At 43.9% G+C, this 15905-nt stretch carries 12 protein-coding genes; 6 read left to right on the top strand and 6 right to left on the bottom strand.

Annotated elements, in window-relative coordinates; genetic code table 11:
* Window positions 1-67 precede the first annotated feature (67 nt).
* The 5 genes from ACXITR_RS10650 (at window position 68) to ACXITR_RS10630 (ending at window position 4057) form a co-directional block, all read left to right on the top strand.
* Window positions 68-379, top strand: a complete 312-nt coding sequence (locus tag ACXITR_RS10650; protein ID WP_015221526.1) for a carbon dioxide-concentrating mechanism protein CcmK — start codon at window positions 68-70, stop codon at window positions 377-379.
* Window positions 380-441: 62 nt separating this feature from the next.
* Window positions 442-789, top strand: a complete 348-nt coding sequence (locus ACXITR_RS10645; RefSeq protein WP_069790047.1) for a carbon dioxide-concentrating mechanism protein CcmK — start codon at window positions 442-444, stop codon at window positions 787-789.
* Between the two features lie 15 nt (window positions 790-804).
* Complete coding sequence (locus tag ACXITR_RS10640; protein WP_446684091.1) at window positions 805-1113, top strand: EutN/CcmL family microcompartment protein; 309 nt, start codon at window positions 805-807, stop codon at window positions 1111-1113.
* Between the two features lie 125 nt (window positions 1114-1238).
* Window positions 1239-3245 (top strand): ribulose bisphosphate carboxylase small subunit, encoded by a 2007-nt coding sequence (locus ACXITR_RS10635; RefSeq protein ID WP_457997197.1) that lies wholly within the window; start codon window positions 1239-1241, stop codon window positions 3243-3245.
* Between the two features lie 98 nt (window positions 3246-3343).
* Window positions 3344-4057, top strand: coding sequence for a hypothetical protein (locus ACXITR_RS10630; RefSeq protein ID WP_457997196.1), 714 nt, complete (start codon window positions 3344-3346; stop codon window positions 4055-4057).
* On the opposite strand, the gene ACXITR_RS10625 is transcribed toward ACXITR_RS10630, so the two are convergent.
* On the bottom strand, window positions 4029-4178 hold the full coding sequence (locus ACXITR_RS10625) for a hypothetical protein (RefSeq protein ID WP_457997195.1): 150 nt from the start codon (window positions 4176-4178) through the stop codon (window positions 4029-4031). The two genes, ACXITR_RS10630 and ACXITR_RS10625, sit on opposite strands and share 29 nt — an antisense overlap.
* Window positions 4179-4186: 8 nt before the next feature.
* Window positions 4187-7003, bottom strand: a complete 2817-nt coding sequence (locus tag ACXITR_RS10620) for a hypothetical protein (protein WP_457997194.1) — start codon at window positions 7001-7003, stop codon at window positions 4187-4189.
* Window positions 7004-7325: 322 nt separating this feature from the next.
* Between ACXITR_RS10620 and ACXITR_RS10615 the strand changes: the two genes are divergently transcribed.
* On the top strand, window positions 7326-7484 hold the full coding sequence (locus ACXITR_RS10615) for a hypothetical protein (protein WP_457997193.1): 159 nt from the start codon (window positions 7326-7328) through the stop codon (window positions 7482-7484).
* 29 nt (window positions 7485-7513) lie between these two features.
* Here ACXITR_RS10615 and ACXITR_RS10610 read toward each other — a convergent pair whose 3' ends face one another.
* The 4 genes from ACXITR_RS10610 to ACXITR_RS10595 all read right to left on the bottom strand — a co-directional run bounded on the left by ACXITR_RS10610 (window position 7514) and on the right by ACXITR_RS10595 (window position 15859).
* Window positions 7514-9181 carry a right-handed parallel beta-helix repeat-containing protein gene (locus tag ACXITR_RS10610; protein ID WP_457997192.1) on the bottom strand — a complete coding sequence of 556 codons (1668 nt, stop codon included), beginning with the start codon at window positions 9179-9181 and terminating at the stop codon, window positions 7514-7516.
* Window positions 9181-12969, bottom strand: a complete 3789-nt coding sequence (locus ACXITR_RS10605) for a hypothetical protein (RefSeq protein ID WP_457997191.1) — start codon at window positions 12967-12969, stop codon at window positions 9181-9183. The genes ACXITR_RS10610 and ACXITR_RS10605 overlap by 1 nt, the downstream gene beginning before the upstream one ends.
* 3 nt (window positions 12970-12972) lie before the next feature.
* Window positions 12973-14907: a hypothetical protein gene (locus tag ACXITR_RS10600; RefSeq protein ID WP_457997190.1), complete on the bottom strand. Its 1935-nt coding sequence runs from the start codon at window positions 14905-14907 to the stop codon at window positions 12973-12975.
* A 379-nt stretch (window positions 14908-15286) separates the two neighbouring features.
* A complete protein-coding gene (locus tag ACXITR_RS10595; RefSeq protein WP_457997189.1) occupies window positions 15287-15859 on the bottom strand; it encodes a hypothetical protein in 573 nt (190 codons plus the stop codon).
* Window positions 15860-15905: the final 46 nt, after the last annotated feature.

The raw sequence follows: 15905 nt of genomic DNA, 5'->3' as shown, positions 1-15905 counted from the left end.
TTAATTCAACTACCAAAAAAAATAAGTAGTTTTAACTAAAATTCATACAAAATAGGAACTATTAATTATGTCAATTGCAGTAGGAATGATTGAAACCCTAGGGTTTCCAGCGGTGGTAGAAGCGGCAGACTCCATGGTGAAAGCTGCCCGTGTAACCCTTGTGGGTTATGAAAAAATCGGTAGTGGTCGTGTAACCGTTATCGTTAGAGGAGACGTATCCGAAGTACAGGCATCCATCGCCGCAGGTATCGAAGGTGCTAACCGAGTAAATGGTGGTCAGGTACTATCTACCCACATCATTGCCCGTCCCCACGAAAACCTCGAATACGTTTTACCTATCCGTTACACCGAAGAAGTAGAACAGTTCCGTAGTTATTAATATTTTTTTAATAGCTACTACAACCATCATAGTGTCAGTCCAAACAACAAAAAGTAACGATTATGTCAATTGCAGTAGGAATGATTGAAACCCTGGGGTTTCCAGCCGTGGTAGAAGCCGCCGATGCCATGGTGAAAGCGGCCCGTGTAACCCTTGTGGGTTATGAAAAAATTGGTAGTGGTCGTGTGACTGTTATCGTCCGAGGAGATGTATCCGAAGTACAAGCGTCAATTTCTGCGGGAATTGACAATGTAAAAAGAGTAAATGGTGGTCAAGTGTTATCTCACCACATCATCGCCCGTCCCCACGAAAACCTCGAATATGTTTTACCTATCCGTTATACCGAAGAAGTAGAACAATTCAGAGAAAGCATCAACCCTCGTCCTCTAGGCGGTAACAGAAGACCATAATTTTAGGTTAATCAAGTGCAAATAGCTCAAGTATGCGGTACGGTCGTTAGTAATCTTAAGTCAAGAAATTTGACTGGGGTAAAACTTCTCTTGGTTCAGTTAATAGACGCTGAGGGTAATCTTCTTCCTACCTATGAGGTGGCAGGGGATACCGTTGGTGCAGGGATTCATGAGTGGGTTTTACTGACTAGGGGCAGTGCGGCAAGAAAGGAAGCGGGGCAAGAAAATCGTCCTGTGGATGCCATGGTGGTGGGCATTATTGATACAGTTACCGTCGCATCAGGAACGCTTTATAGCAAGAAAGATGAGGAGAGAATGTATTAATAATCTACTGCCTTTTTCCTTTCTCAACACCACGAGGACAAGGAGACTAACTGAGCATAACAGGGGACTGGTTAACCTCTTGTGTCCTTTCATAACAGTTCGTAGTATAAAAAATGGAGGTTTTCATGCGCGTCCCTAGAATGGCAGCGCCCCCTACTCCTTGGTCCAAGGATTTGAAAGAGCCGAGGGTAGATGAAACTGCCTATGTTCATTCTTTTTCTAATCTAATCGGTGATGTGACGGTGGGTTCCCATGTGATGGTAGCCCCCGGTACTTCTATTCGTGCGGATGAAGGTACACCCTTTTATATCGGTGATGATAGCAATATTCAGGATGGGGTGGTAATTCATGGTTTAGAAAAAGGTCGAGTCAGGGGGGATGACGGCAAGGACTATTCGGTTTGGATTGGTAAGGAAAGTTGTATTACTCATTTATCTCTAATCCATGGTCCGGCTTATGTGGGTAATAATTGTTTTATTGGTTTTCGTTCCACTATTTTTAATGCCAGAGTTGGAGATGGTTGCATCGTGATGATGCACGTTTTGATTCAGGATGTGGAGATTCCCCCTGGGAAGTATATTCCTTCAGGGTCGATTATTACTAATCAACAACAAGCTGACCGTCTTCCTGATGTTCAACCCGAGGACAAGGAGTTTGCCGCCCATGTGGTGCATGTCAATGAGGCTTTGGCACAGGGTTATCTTTGTGCTGAAAATGATGCTTGTATCACAGGTTTCCGAAATCAGGATGTTTCTGATTCTTCTAATCATAATAATAATCAAGATAGTAATAGTTATCAATCAGTAACTAATATGAGTTTAAATACAGATATAGTAAATCAAGTTCGTTCTCTGCTCAGACAGGGTTATAAAATTGGGGTGGAGTATGCGAGTGTACGTCGTTTCAAAACTAAGTCTTGGTTGACTGGTTCCATCGACAATAGCACCCAAGAAGCCCAAGTTTTAGCGCACTTAGAAAGTTTTTTAAATGAACACCAAGGGGAATATGTTCGTTTGATTGGGGTGGATACCCAGGCGAAAGCAAGGGTGGCAGAAATTATTATCCAGCGCCCCGATGATACCCCCGGGCAACCTTCCCGTTTAAATACTACTTCCGTCGCTCCTGCGGTAGCCAGTGGTAATGGGGCTGGTGCTTCTGTGGTGGCAGCCAATGGTACGGATATTAGTGGAGAAGTGCGATCGCTCATTCAGGGCGGTTTTAATATTGGGGTAGAACACGCCGATATTCGTCGCTTTAAGGCTAAATCTTGGATTACAGCCCCTAGTATTACCACCAATTCCGTTAATGAAGCGGTAAAAACTTTACAAGGTTATCTTAAGGAGTTTGATGGGGAGTATGTACGTATTATTGGGGTAGATCCTCAAGCCAAAAAACGGGTTTCCCAAACCATTATCCAGCGCCCCGGGGAGTCTGCTTCTGGGGGTAGTAATGGCGCGAGCCATGCCCCTCGTAGTAATGGTAATGGTGGCTCGGTGGCCACTAGCTTAAGTGCGGATGCGGTGCAACAGGTGCGCTCTTTGTTGAGTCAGGGTTATCACATTGGTACTGAACACGCTGATCTACGCCACTTTAAGGCGAAATCTTGGAAGAGTTGTTCCCCCATCAAGGCAACCAATGAACGGGATGTTTTAACGGCCCTAGAGGGTTGTATGCAGGATCATGCTGGGGAATATGTACGCATGATTGGCATTGATACGGAGGCTAAACGTCGTGTGTTGGAAATGATGATCCAGCGCCCCGGGGATACCCCTGAAGCTCACACCGTAAGGACTTCTCCTAGTGCTAATGGTGCTAGTCGTCCTGCCTCCGTGGCTTCTGCCCATGGTCGTAATGGTCACAGTGTCAGTAGCCGTTTAGGGGATGATGTACTGAAGCAGTTGCGATCGCTCCTAGCCCAAGGTTATAAAATTGGGACGGAACACGCCACCGTACGCCGTTTCAAGGCGAAATCTTGGCAGAGTTGCTCTCCTATCAATAGCACCAATGAATCTGAGGTTATCAGAGCTTTAGAAGGTTGTCTTCAAGATCATAACGGCGAATATGTCCGCATGATTGGCATTGATACTGAGGCCAGAAAACGGGTAGCAGAAGCTATTATCCAACGCCCATAGTTTCTTATTCATAAGGGGCCTTGCGCCCCTTTCCTTTCCATCAAAAACCCTTTACTTCCCCATTATTTTCAAGTTCAAAAAAAAACAATTTAGTCCGAATGTCATTACCCATTCTGCAACCAAGCACCATTAAAAATATTCAAATCAGAGGCGATGTCACCATCGATGATAGTGCGGTAATTGCTGACGGTGTGATCATCCATGCGCCCCAGGGGGCAAAAATCCTCATCCATGGGGGGGTGTGTTTGGGTATGGGTTCCATTATCACGGCTTTTCCCGATGCCACCATTGAAATCAAAGCTAATGCCATTTTGGGGGCTGGTTGTTTAGTTTTTGGACAGTGTATTATCGGTAATCAGGTTTCCATCGGTTCGGCGGTAACTATCTATAATATTGATGTTGAGCCTTTGAGTGTGATTCCTTCTGGTACGGTAAAGGGCGATCGCTCTCGGACTGTTAATATTGAAAGTGAGACTATTTCCGAATCCTCTGCCCCTTCAGAAAATATATCAGAGGATACTACCCCAGAGAGTAATCCAGCATTAGACAAAGTCAAAACCGACGCACAAAAGCAACAGGATCATCTGAACAAGTATAGAAATAAAATACCCCCCATTACCCCCCCACAAAATTCAACCCCACACCCTAACCCACAAATCCCAGAAGACAGTCAAAAAAAACAAGAGAGACAAGAGCCTATCAAAACCGATGATGATCCTTGGGGTATCGTAAAATCTGATTCCAAGGAAGTGGCAGGACAAGTTTATATCAATCGATTATTTGTTACTCTATTTCCCGAAAAAAATATTTAAGATTTGGTGGGTGGGCAATGCCCACTTTTTTTTGTGATTCATTAGGGGGCGATCGCCTTTTGTCTTTTTTTAAGGGTACGGTGCGATCGCCCAGGAAGCTAATTCCCCAAAACCACCGCACCACTAACTCTAGTTATGGTCATTTAGCTTCGCTCGGAAACGAATGTAACCATAGGAGGTGGTAGGATCACCCGGAGCCGTGGCTGGGGGTAAATCTCCCAACTTAACAACCACCGCCCCAGTGTTGTTAATACCACCACAGTTCACACTAGAAAAGCCAGAGCCAATAAAGCTATTTGGTTCTAGTCCTGGAGGGAAATAAGTACCTGCATCACCATCATTAATATTGGTAAGATCTTGATCCGTTAAAGTACCGTCACTATTCACGTCATAACCCCAACGGATACCTAGTCCTTCGCCAAAGCTATTGGGAACAAAAGTCATGTTGTCAGGAATGCGATCGCACACCAACACATTTTTAGCTTCAGTATCACCAGCAGAAAGGAAATAAACTGTATATTCTACTGTGTCACCCGGTTCAATTTCACCACCATTAATCGCCCCAATCAAGAAATTACTAGCAGTATTTGCAGTGGTATCAGGCCAGAAAGTAGTAGGAGGAATTTGCCGACCATTCACGGTAACTAAGTTAGGATTATTTAAATCATCACTATTTTCATCGTAAGCATAATTAGGATCATTGTTGTAAGCACTCATATCCTGTCCATTGGGTTTAGTGTTTGTTGTACCATTAATCGAGGTGATTCGTTTAACTAATAATACATTGGGATCAGAGGAAACAGGTTCAGGAGAACAGAATTTAAGAGTACCTAACATCCCAATTCCATGATTACTTGGATTAAAAGGAGAGGTGGTTTTGTAGTCAGAGAAAAACAACTCAATCTTATCTACAGGAGAGTTAAAAGAAACTAGAACATCTCCTCGGTTACTGGTTTGATTAGGCGCATCCCCTGTTCCATAAACCATATTCCCATTTCCGTTCGCACTAACTACTAAGACAGGATTAGAAGCAACGGGGGTTATCTTTGGTGCAACAAAATCATTACCATTAAACCCATAAAACACAACCTTATCAGACCAACTACCACCAGTATTTATGTCAATATCTCTTACATCCAACTCCACATTATCAATCAACTGATCAAATTCAATGGTTAAAGTTGCTCCTGCCCCTTGTTGACTAGGGTCGATTTGGTAGTGAAGACTTTTAGCCGAACCAGGAGGATTTAAACCTGCGCGGGTAAAAAGTTCATTATCATTCGGAGTATTCCCAAAGCCAGTAACGGAAGTAAATTCAGCATTATCGGTCAAGCCCGTAGTCAAAGTAATACCGACTCCTCCGACAGAATAGCTCTCCGTGCCATTTTTTCCTTCAGGCCAATTAATATCTGGATTATCCCAATTAAATTCCGCAATGAATGTGTCACAAACCAAAGGCTTTGAATCATCAGGAGCTTGAGGGAAAATCTCCAAGCTATCTTCATTATTTGTATTATCTAAATCTGGAGGGACTGTAACAGTATTAGTAATAGTCCCAGAATCAGTATTTACTCGTGCATGAAGATACAAGAAGGCTGTTTGATTAACAGCCAAAGTACCAACATCCCAAATACCTGTATTAGGGTTGTATCTCAAAGGATTAACCAAAATGCCCGCAACATCACTACTAATAGTTGAGCCGTCAGTAGGAGGATCATTGTTAGTATTACCCAGTAAATATTTATGACTAATATAGGTTAAATTATTCGGTAATAACTCATTGACTTCCACATTATTGGCAGTACTCGGACCATTATTTTTGACAGTGATTATATATTGGATCTCTGTACCTTGTATAGGATAGATATTATCAACAGTCTTACTAACTTCCAAGTCAGTCGAGACAGTAATATCAGCAGTAGAAGTATTGTTGCTGGAAATACTATCAATTTGTTCACCAGTGGGGGAAATTTGAGCAGTGTTACTTATGGTCTCTCCCACCTGGACATTCTGACCAATTGTCGCTGTCACAGTATAGGTTACAGACTGTTGGGGCGGAATCGTTACTAATTCATCGATACTTCCAGTTCCTGTCTTGGTCGTTGAACTAGAATCGCTGGGATTGCAATCTGCTGCTTCCGTTGAAGCACAAGTCCATTCAGCATTGATAAGTTCAGGTGGTAAATTATCGATTACTCTATAGTTTGTAGCTGTTGCGGATGGGTCATTATTTCGTACGGTGATGGTATATGTAATGGTTTGACCAGGAGATGCTTCTGAAACATTACTTTCCTTTGTTACCTCAACATCTAATGTATTAAGAGTACTCAGGGCAAATACTCCCCCACTAGCAATTAAATCAAGTCCTCCAGTAGCACCACTAGTTGAACTTGTATTACGAGGAAAAATATTCTCATTTTCAATATCTAATAAGCTATTGGGATTCATTCCAACATTTACATCTCCACCCACCAAAGAATAACCGTAAAAAACTTGGCTATCAGTGATACCTAGACTCTGATAGCTAAAGAAAATACTACTGATTCGTTGATTTCCAACACTGTTTGTGCGTGTCAAAAAACTTTCAGCATCATCTTTTCTTAGAACTTGTGTTGCTATTTGTATTCCACTTGGTCCCCAAGGATTCGTATCCGTATCTATTTCTATAGAAACAACATTTCCATATGCTGTGGGATTACCTTGACCATCAATGGCAGTGATTGGAGCTATCTTAAAAGCATCATTTCCTCCACGCTCAAGAATTAAAAAACCAATTTGGCTTAATGCCGCACTAGGTGCAGAAAGACCACCCGTTGCCACAAAATCTACTCTTTCGATGTTATTGTTGTTGCGCTCAGTTTGAGGTGTAGTACCACCATCACCTGTATTACCAAAAATATTATCACTTCCTCGATTGATAATATCCCCAAGAAGTACTTGTTTCATTATCAAGTCGTTTTGTTGATTTACAGAACGATCAACTTCAGTAGGGAATAAGTTTATATTTGTATTATTGTTTGTTGAAGATCCTTCAAAAAATACTAATTGTCTGTTACCTGTGACTAGAGGATTATTAACTCTCTTAATATTAATCTGATCAACCAGCTCAAGAAGATCGTATTCTTCACTTGTACCTCTGTTAAATCCTGTCAGCTTTTGATTATTTCCCTGACCAAAGCTATAATTTGTGGGACCTACGGTGTATTGGCTTTCAACAGCAGCTTCATTTGTAACTGTTAAACTAGTAATGGCAACTTGACTCATCGCTATGGGAGCAAAAGTTAAATTGATGGCTAGAAGAAAAGATGCTATGAAGATGGATATGATTCGAGGAATTGATTTACGGGTAATCATGGGATATTCTTGGGTTCGTTTCTTAATAAATGTTTTAAATAAAGTAAATTTTGGCCTATGGGGAATTTTATAAATTTTGTTTTATTCTGAAGGCATAAAAAATTATGGTAATGCCCTAATCTCGGCATTTCTGGATGGTTCTGATGTACCATATTCGGGTAGAAGGGCGATCGCACTTATCACTTGCCCAACTTGTAAGGGTAGGGATGCCTGAAAACGTCCTTCCTCATCCGCCATCACCTCGGCAATGGGTTCACTAAGAGGACCATATAAACCATCTTCGTCCACCCGATAGAGGGTAATCACCGAAAAAGGATCTGCCATACCATCAATGGCCGTGGTTTCACCGATTTTGTAGAAATAGGGTGCTAGGAATTGGGGTGCATTAATAGCTCCATGGGCGGTATCCTGACGGCGATTTTTTGAGTTGCGAGGGGGGTTAATCCCATCTCCCTTTTGATAGTCATGAATACCAGCTTGATTACGGGTAACAAGGTCAATGCTTAGACCATTAAGACCGCCAAAACGATTGTTAGTAATGATGTTAGCCATACTTTGAGGGTAAGCCGTTACTACTACCCCCGGCCCATTATGGTCAAAAATGCGGTTATTTTCGAGGCGATGACCACTACCCATTACATAAATAGCCCCCCTAATTTCTTGTAAACCATTGCCCATAATCTCGTTATCTTCGATGGTGATTGAGCCTTTTGTTCTAAATAAATAAATTCCACTACCCTGATTTTCCACGATGGTATTATTACTAATGCGAGAGTTGCTAATATCCCCCTCTAGGCGGATGGCATCGGGTACTCCTTGATTGCCATTACCACGGATGAGATTATTACTAATTAAACTATGTTGGGCATTTTTTCCTGTGATGATACCACTGCCTAAATGACCACTAATGTAATTATTTTCTACCCTAGTATTATTACCATTAAAAATATAAACACCGAACGCCGAGTTTACAGAATTTAACCCTTGATGGGGATTAAACCCGATCCAGTTATTTTCGATGACGATGTTTTCACTGGGCATTCTATCCCTAAAATCATAACTGTAGCCCAAAGGATCTTCAAATGTTTGATCTATTCTATTTCGTCGGGTGCGCTCGTAGTTAGACAATTCTTGATTAAAGTTTTCGGGGTGCAGTTGATGGGTGATGACGATATTACCCGCAGGGGTAACTAGATTTAGTCGGTTGTTGACTTGGTTGTTTGCCCTAAAACCGTAGATATTTAACCCTCGAATGGTAATATCACTGGAGCTAAGGGTTAAGCCCCGAAAGATGGGATTTTCAAGGTTTCGGGTGAGGGTAACTACGGGTTGGGGTATATTTTGTTGCTCTAGGGGGGAAATATCAGGGTTATAGCCTTGGTTGGTGGTGCCGTCAATGATAACGGGATTAGCGATGGGGGGCAATAAACCTTCTAGGGTTATGGTGGTATTATCAAGGTTAAAGTGAATCCTGGAAACTTCCTCATCTGGGAGGATTTCTACTTGGGTTTGTTCTAACTCACTTAATTCCTCTAGGGTTAAGGTATTGTTGATCAGGGCGATCGCCTCTCGGAGGGTTAAATGTTGATCTGGGTTGATGTCACCATCCAAGTTACTATTAACAATTATTTGATAATTTTGTCTTGTTTCTAAGGCTTGAATGGGGTTATTTCTTCCTGATAAAATACAAAAAATGGTTAAAAAAAACAATTTATTGCGGTTATTTATAATTATTTTAATTATTTGTCCCATTAAAGTGCGATCGCCCATTATTGTTTCACCTCAAATAGTTTAAAGTATTCTTCTTTACTTAAAAAGACATATTCTCCTTGTAAAAAATTGACATAGTCCATTAATTCCTCCGTAGAAAATTGATTAGTTAAATTAGGATCTGAAAACACCTTTGCCATCAAATCTTCATGGATGAAATCTTGGGAAATGTTATCTTCCTCCGTAATTTGTTCCCCATTATTGTCCCCCTCATCAACCACCATCGAAACCTCTGGGGCAGAGGAAACGGAAGAAGGTTGGGGAGGTAAAGCAGGGCGATTTTGCCCAAAACTATCAAATAAACCATTAAGTTTTACCGTGAGTCCTAAATAAGGGCCCCCTGCGGAGCGAGTACCGCTAAAATCTCGGTCATCAATCCTACCGAGGGCATAGCCTGCGGAGAGTCGCATATTGGGGGTGAGGTAATACCCCAATTCCACCAAGCCGCCCCCTTCGCTGTAGTTACCACCATTATCATTAATCCACCGTAATTCACTGGTAAGATCAAATTTGTATGCAAAGCGATACACTGCCCGTAGTTGGGAAAGGGTAATCAGACTATCCCCCACAAAATCTTCCGCCATAAAGGTAGTAGTATTACGCAGGGCAATCTTGCCATAAAATTCCCAGCGCCAATTGGGGGCGTAAATTCCCTCAAGGCTAAAAACATGATCTTCTAACCCTGAACCCCGTGACACAAGGATACTTTCTGGGATTAAGGATGGATTTTTTCGATATTCGTAGCGCAGTAGGGCATTAAAACGATCATCCTCTGGGTTGCGATATGCTAAACCTAGGCGTAATTGACTAGATGCCCCCAAGTCGAGGGTTTGGTTGGCAACATAGCTTTGGCGATAAGTACCCAAGGCGGTGAGACTCGGGGATATTTTTCCTGTGATGGAGGCACTAAAGGCGGTATTGCTGCGATCGCCCGATCTACGGTGATCTAACCCTGCACTAACCCGAAAATTAGGATTATCGGTATATTCAATGCCCACACTGTAGGAATGTCCCCCCGTGGGTTGGAGGGAAGAGGCGCCCTGTCCGGGGGCAAAGGGTTGGGCAAAGGTAGAACCGGCGGCGGTGCGCAAATCCTGTCCTTGGAAGATACGCTCATAGGCAAGGTTAACTTTTAACCCGGGGGCAAGGGTGATGCCTTGGGTGATGCCCACAGCTCCCTGGGAGCCAAATCCGCCCCCAAGAATGGCATAACGGGCGGTAAGGTTGGTATCCGATGCCACTTTGTAGTTAGCCGATACCCCTAAACTGGTGATGGACTGTCCTTCTAGTTGTCCTCCCCGACTAAACCAATTTTGTCCTAAACTCACCGTAATTCCCCGCATCACTTCCCAATCAAGATTTAAGGAGGTGCGATCGGAAAAAACTGCATCGGTGCCAGAGGAAACGGTAAATTCATTGGTGGCTCTAAATCGGAGGGTATCGGTGAAAGCATAGCTAAATTGCGATCGCACTTGGCTAGAATTCCCTGAAAAAGCATTGGGAGAAATACGATCTTCTCGGCTACGATGAATCCAATCCACCGTCAAATCAGCCCTATCTCCAAGGCGTTGTTGTATTCCAGCGGTAATGGTGGTCAAACTATTATCCACCCGACTCCCCGGCACGGGTTCTGTACCTGGAAAAAGTAGTTCATCAAAGGGAAGAGGACGGGGGGCAACCCCCACATTATCCTCATGGTCATACTGAAGTCGAAGATTGGTGGTGGGGGAAAGGGTAGCTTCAACCTGCGCTCCGTAACGAGTTTGCCCCGGCACAAAACTGATGGTAGCGTTATTACTAAATCCCGTTTCAGCGGACTGTAAATAAGCCCTCCCCCTAATCCTTTCCGTAATATCCCCCTCAAGCTCAAAACGGTAAGCAGAACCACTGACCTGCCCCATTCGTTCAGAATTATTATGGGAAATGGCATACTCCGCAATTAAATGACCATTTTCTCCTAAAGGAATAAAAGCATCAGCCCCATAGAGTTGAAAATCCCTTAAACCCTGATTTTCTTGGACAAAAGAACCCCCTAACCAACTCTCTCGCCCCACATTACGACTGAGGAAATAACGGAATCTACCTCCATACATAGTACCGCCCCCCCCTTCAGCGCCCTCAAACTGATAGGTTGCCACGATGCGACGTACCAAAATACGTCCTTGGTCATCCACAGCGGTACGGATGATGGGTGAACTAAAGAAAAGAGAACCCCGATCATAATCAATGTCATAATCAACCCCCCTTCGTAACTCCTCCCTTGCCAATACCGTACCCGGGCGGTTCAACTCCTCTAACTCAATGAAGATATTTTCACTCCCCGGAGACACCAAACGACGAGAAAGAAAATAGTCTCCCCTCGTGCCATCGGGGGCAATGGTATCCCGTTGGAAACCATCCACATTATTGGCAAAAAAGGCGCTCAACTGAAGATTTCCTAAAGTATAGTTACCCTTAAAGCCGTGTAAAGAGCGTTGGGTGGCGGTAAACTGTTGGGAAGCGCTAGAAAATTCTTGGGTACGAAAATCCCCCCACATAAAATAATCAGGCTCCACATTCAACCTTTCGGAGGAGCGTTCAAAGCGCAGGTAAAATGAGTCAATGGAGGGGGTAGTTTGTTCAATGGTCGAACTATCTCCGTAGGTAGGGTAAACCTGTTCCGAGGTTTGAAAACCCCCAAATAAGCGACTTCTGCCAAACTCGTCTTCATTAATTGCCCGATCGCTATTAAATGCCCCCGTAAACTGCCAATCTCCCACGGAGCCTGTGGCAAAGGCGGAACCCGTGACATTAAACTCCGTGACATTATCTTCATCGAGGGGTAAAAATTCCCGTCGGGGGCGATAAAAGTCCGTACCCCTTGCCCCCAAACGAAAATCGACCACGCCATTGATGATGGGTTCAGACCGTAGGGCGGTGTCAAACTGTACTTGGGTAAAGGCTTCTAGCTGACTGGTTCTGGCTTGAATCCTGACGGTTTGGGCTTGGGTGGCGGTGCGGAGAGTGGCGGTAAATTCCCCGTTAACTATCTTGGCTTGAAACCCCTGAGCGTCAGGGTTTGCGTCATTGCCAATAAATTCCCCCGCACTGGTATTGAGGGTAACGTTGGTATTGTAGTTAGAACGATTACCATTTTTGTCTAGTAGTTGTCCTCGCACGGTGACGGTGGAACGACCATCGGCAGGGACCCTTGATTCGAGGGTTTCGATTTCTAGTTTGCTAGGCGCTTCGGCGACCATCAGTTGATAGCGTACTTCGGGAAGTTCTTGCCCATTTTTTGTACCCCGCACCGAGAGGATGTTTTCCCCCATGGCTAACCCTACCCCATACCAGGTTTGAATTACTAATCCTGTTTGTCGGTTGGTTTCTACCCTACCGATGAGGGTAGGATCTACTAATCTTCCATTTACCCTTAATTCTACGTTGCCTTCCACGGGGTATTGCACCACTACGGTGGAGGAGGGAATGTTTAGTACGGCTCCTTCGGTGGGGGCTAAAATTCTGATTCTGTTTAGATCTTCGGGATCTGGCGTTTGGGTAATGGCTTCACTGGGAGTTAGGGTTTGTTCGGAGGTGGGGGTGGGAATATTTTGGGTTTCAGGTTGTTCGGGGGTGGGGGTTGAATCACTATCCGTTTCTTCTTGCTCAGGGCTTTGAGCCTTTACTTCCAAGGGTTGATAGCCTTGGCTGAGGAAGGTAAGCCCAAGGATTAAGATGACTAGGTTACGGAGGTTTTTTCCACCTGCTAACCAGTTTAATAGTAATTTAACGCACTGTTGATTGTTCATTTTTTACTGACCTCCTTCTTGGGCTTTGGGGGTTACGGCAAAGTTCATTCTGACCATACCGCCGGGGGCAACCCTCACTAAGCGAGATCGGCTGTTGCGTTCGCTGACGAAAAGGTTTGGCGCTAGTTCATATTCTGGAATACTCAAGGGATCTAATACCCCTGTATAGGAACCGGGGAGAACGTTGGTAACGGAAAATAGTCCATCGGCATCGGTGGTGATGCGGTTGCCGTTTTGCAGGAAGATTACGGCATTGGGTACTCCGGGTTCCCCTGGTTGTTGTTCCCCGTCAAAGTTTTTGTCCACGAACACCCGACCGATAATGGTGCCGTAGTCGGTGAGGATTCCGCTTCTTATCTCGAGGCGGTGGGTAGCAGGTCCTTCCCTTAAGGCTCTACCGTTGATGGTTCCTGCCAAGATGGCGGAGTTTCTACCGTTTCCTCGGATGGCATCGGGAGTAACCCTAGCACCATAGACGATGGTTAATACTTGTCCTTGGGTTAGTTCAAAGGTGGGATCCGTGGGTTTAAAGGTGACGGTGCGATCGCTCCTTGTGATGGAAATGTCCACGGGTTGATCTGCTAGTCTTCCTTTGACGGTATTCTCGATTAAGTTAATCCCCGCTGGTAGTTGGTCGGTGATTTCAATATTGCCTAATGTTCCTGTGGATAGGTTACGGGCATTGAGACGATACAGCACAATGTCTCCCGGTTCGGTAGCAATGCGATCGCCCGATTTATCTAACCGTAATTCCTGAGCCAAACATACATCGGTATCTAAATCCAATACCGCTAAATTAAGTCCAAATCTTTCTGCATCCTCCACCAAAACGAACTGTCCCGTAATTAAAGTGCGCTGGAAAGGATCTGTTACCGTCAATGGTCTTCCATCCAAAGATTGAGCCGTATATTCAATGATAGTATCCCCAATTCTTTGACCAATGGTAAGACGTACACGACGTTCGTTATATAACGAATCACTGGGGGGATTCACCAACAGGATGTATTGCCTACCAAAATCCAATTGTCCCCTTCTTTCATCAAAGAGGAAATTGTACCTTCCCTCATCAGAATTAGTTAAAAAGAAAGGATTACTATTTTCTATATTAGGAGCAAGACCCAGGGGAATATTATTATTGGGGTTATCAGGAACTTCCGTGGTGGTTAAAGGTACCGCCCCCAAAATGCCCCCCGTAGGATCATTCGGGTCAGGATCAAACAAACCAACGAAAAATCCTTGATAATCCGCCAGAAGTTCCCCCTCACAGCCCGTAATCTGCCCCAGAGGGTCAATCAAAGGAGATGCCACCACATTAACCCCCAACTGTGCTACACTATTTCCACAGATATTACCTACCCCCAAACTGATGCTGACGGGATTGGGTTCATCTTCCAAAAAACGATTGGGTAATAGCACCCTCACAAACAACCGAACCAAATCTTCTGGCGCCAGGGTGACGCTCACAGGCTCACCGATTTCCTGCCCTTCTTCTCCATCCCCTTCTATATATTCCACCCCAAGAATGGTAGCTTCTCCCGTTAAGCCCGATTCTTGAATCGTGCTAGGGTTCGGAAGGGTAACATCAGCAGATAAATTGCCTTTGTTTTCGATGGCAAAACTATAAATAAGAACCTTTCTAGCAAAGTCTGCCCCCGAAATTTCCTCCTCTTCAATGGTTTCGCCCTCATCGTTGCGAATACCCAAAGCGCTAACCTCGATTTCTCCTCGTTCCAAAACAATCTGAGAAGTTAGGCGGTTGGATAATCCATTAAAAATATTTTGTTCATTTTCATAGCTATAGATAGCCTGATTTTCCAATACCTCTCCATCCTCCGTAGTAACTTCGCAGGGTAAAAGGGCAGAGATATTTTCGTTGACCTCCTCCTGGGCGATGAGGGAGGGAACATTGATGGTCAAAAATATAGTTGCCAAGACCATGGCAACAAAACGACGTATTGACCTATTTATGGGGAAACTTTTGGCTTTTATCACTGGCAGACTCATGGATAGAAATCATGATTTGAATGGGGAAAAAGATTGGTTTAAAGGCAGGTGATTTTTCTTCTCTTTAAAAGTTAATTAATACTTAAAATCTTGATTATTTCAGAAAAAAATTAACTCACTTTAGTAGAGTTCAGCTATTAGCAATGAAATTTACTTTATGAGGAATATAGGTTTTACCCTATGACCCCCTTTAGAATAAATAAACAAAGCTAATAGCAAAAACTGACTAAAGCAACTAAGAAAAATGAATTTTAGGTTAGACTTTGCCCATGCCCTGCTTCAGACAGAGGATCATTTTACAGAAACAAGTTATTTAACGTACAATAACTTGATAACCCACGGTCATATCACCCTCAGCGGTCAACTCTTGAGCGGCTTCCCAACGGACATGGGTATAGGAATCGGCAGGGGCGGGTTGTACCTCCACCGTGCCATCTTCAAGGGTTACTTCAATGGTGGGATTTTCCACGAAGGTTTGCCCCCCGTCAATGCTGTAGGTGATGGTTGCACCGTTGCTGGTGGTAGCGGAACCGAGGATATAAATCATTTCCGCAGGAATGGGCTGGGTAATAACCAAATCTCTGGCGGCTTCTTCCCCTAGGTTTTGACTTGCTACTTGATAGCGAAGGGTATCCCCCGGAACAACGGTTGCCTGAGTACCCAAATCTTCCCAGACAATTTGCTCTTCTCCTTGTTCGTTTAGTTCAATGGATTGTTTATCAACGGTTAGGTTCAGGCGAACTTCTGGGGTTCTGATGGCCTGAGCAATGATTTCCCCTGCTTGTTGTAGGGTTGCCCGTACGGGGGAATCGATCATTAGGGTGAGAGTGGCGGCAAAGAGTCCTACCGCACCGAAACCAATTATTTTTTTGTTGATTTTTTTCATGATGTTCAAATGTGATTTATCGCTGAAACTATTTTTTGTGTTTTTA

The organism is Cyanobacterium sp., from assembly GCF_054166785.1.
The sequence above is the reverse complement of the archived record's forward strand: the minus strand, read 5'-3'. Positions and strand labels throughout refer to the sequence as shown.

What these genes read in the sequence shown, in the direction of transcription:
- ACXITR_RS10645 (WP_069790047.1), top strand. Translation starts at nt 442, where the DNA reads ATGTCAATTGCAGTAGGAATGATTGAAACCCTGGGGTTTCCAGCCGTG.
- ACXITR_RS10650 (WP_015221526.1), top strand. Translation starts at nt 68, where the DNA reads ATGTCAATTGCAGTAGGAATGATTGAAACCCTAGGGTTTCCAGCGGTG.
- ACXITR_RS10605 (WP_457997191.1), bottom strand. Translation starts at nt 12,969, where the DNA reads ATGAACAATCAACAGTGCGTTAAATTACTATTAAACTGGTTAGCAGGT.
- ACXITR_RS10620 (WP_457997194.1), bottom strand. Translation starts at nt 7,003, where the DNA reads ATGAAACAAGTACTTCTTGGGGATATTATCAATCGAGGAAGTGATAAT.
- ACXITR_RS10615 (WP_457997193.1), top strand. Translation starts at nt 7,326, where the DNA reads ATGGGAGCAAAAGTTAAATTGATGGCTAGAAGAAAAGATGCTATGAAG.
- ACXITR_RS10595 (WP_457997189.1), bottom strand. Translation starts at nt 15,859, where the DNA reads ATGAAAAAAATCAACAAAAAAATAATTGGTTTCGGTGCGGTAGGACTC.
- ACXITR_RS10630 (WP_457997196.1), top strand. Translation starts at nt 3,344, where the DNA reads ATGTCATTACCCATTCTGCAACCAAGCACCATTAAAAATATTCAAATC.
- ACXITR_RS10635 (WP_457997197.1), top strand. Translation starts at nt 1,239, where the DNA reads ATGCGCGTCCCTAGAATGGCAGCGCCCCCTACTCCTTGGTCCAAGGAT.
- ACXITR_RS10610 (WP_457997192.1), bottom strand. Translation starts at nt 9,181, where the DNA reads ATGGGCGATCGCACTTTAATGGGACAAATAATTAAAATAATTATAAAT.
- ACXITR_RS10600 (WP_457997190.1), bottom strand. Translation starts at nt 14,907, where the DNA reads ATGGTCTTGGCAACTATATTTTTGACCATCAATGTTCCCTCCCTCATC.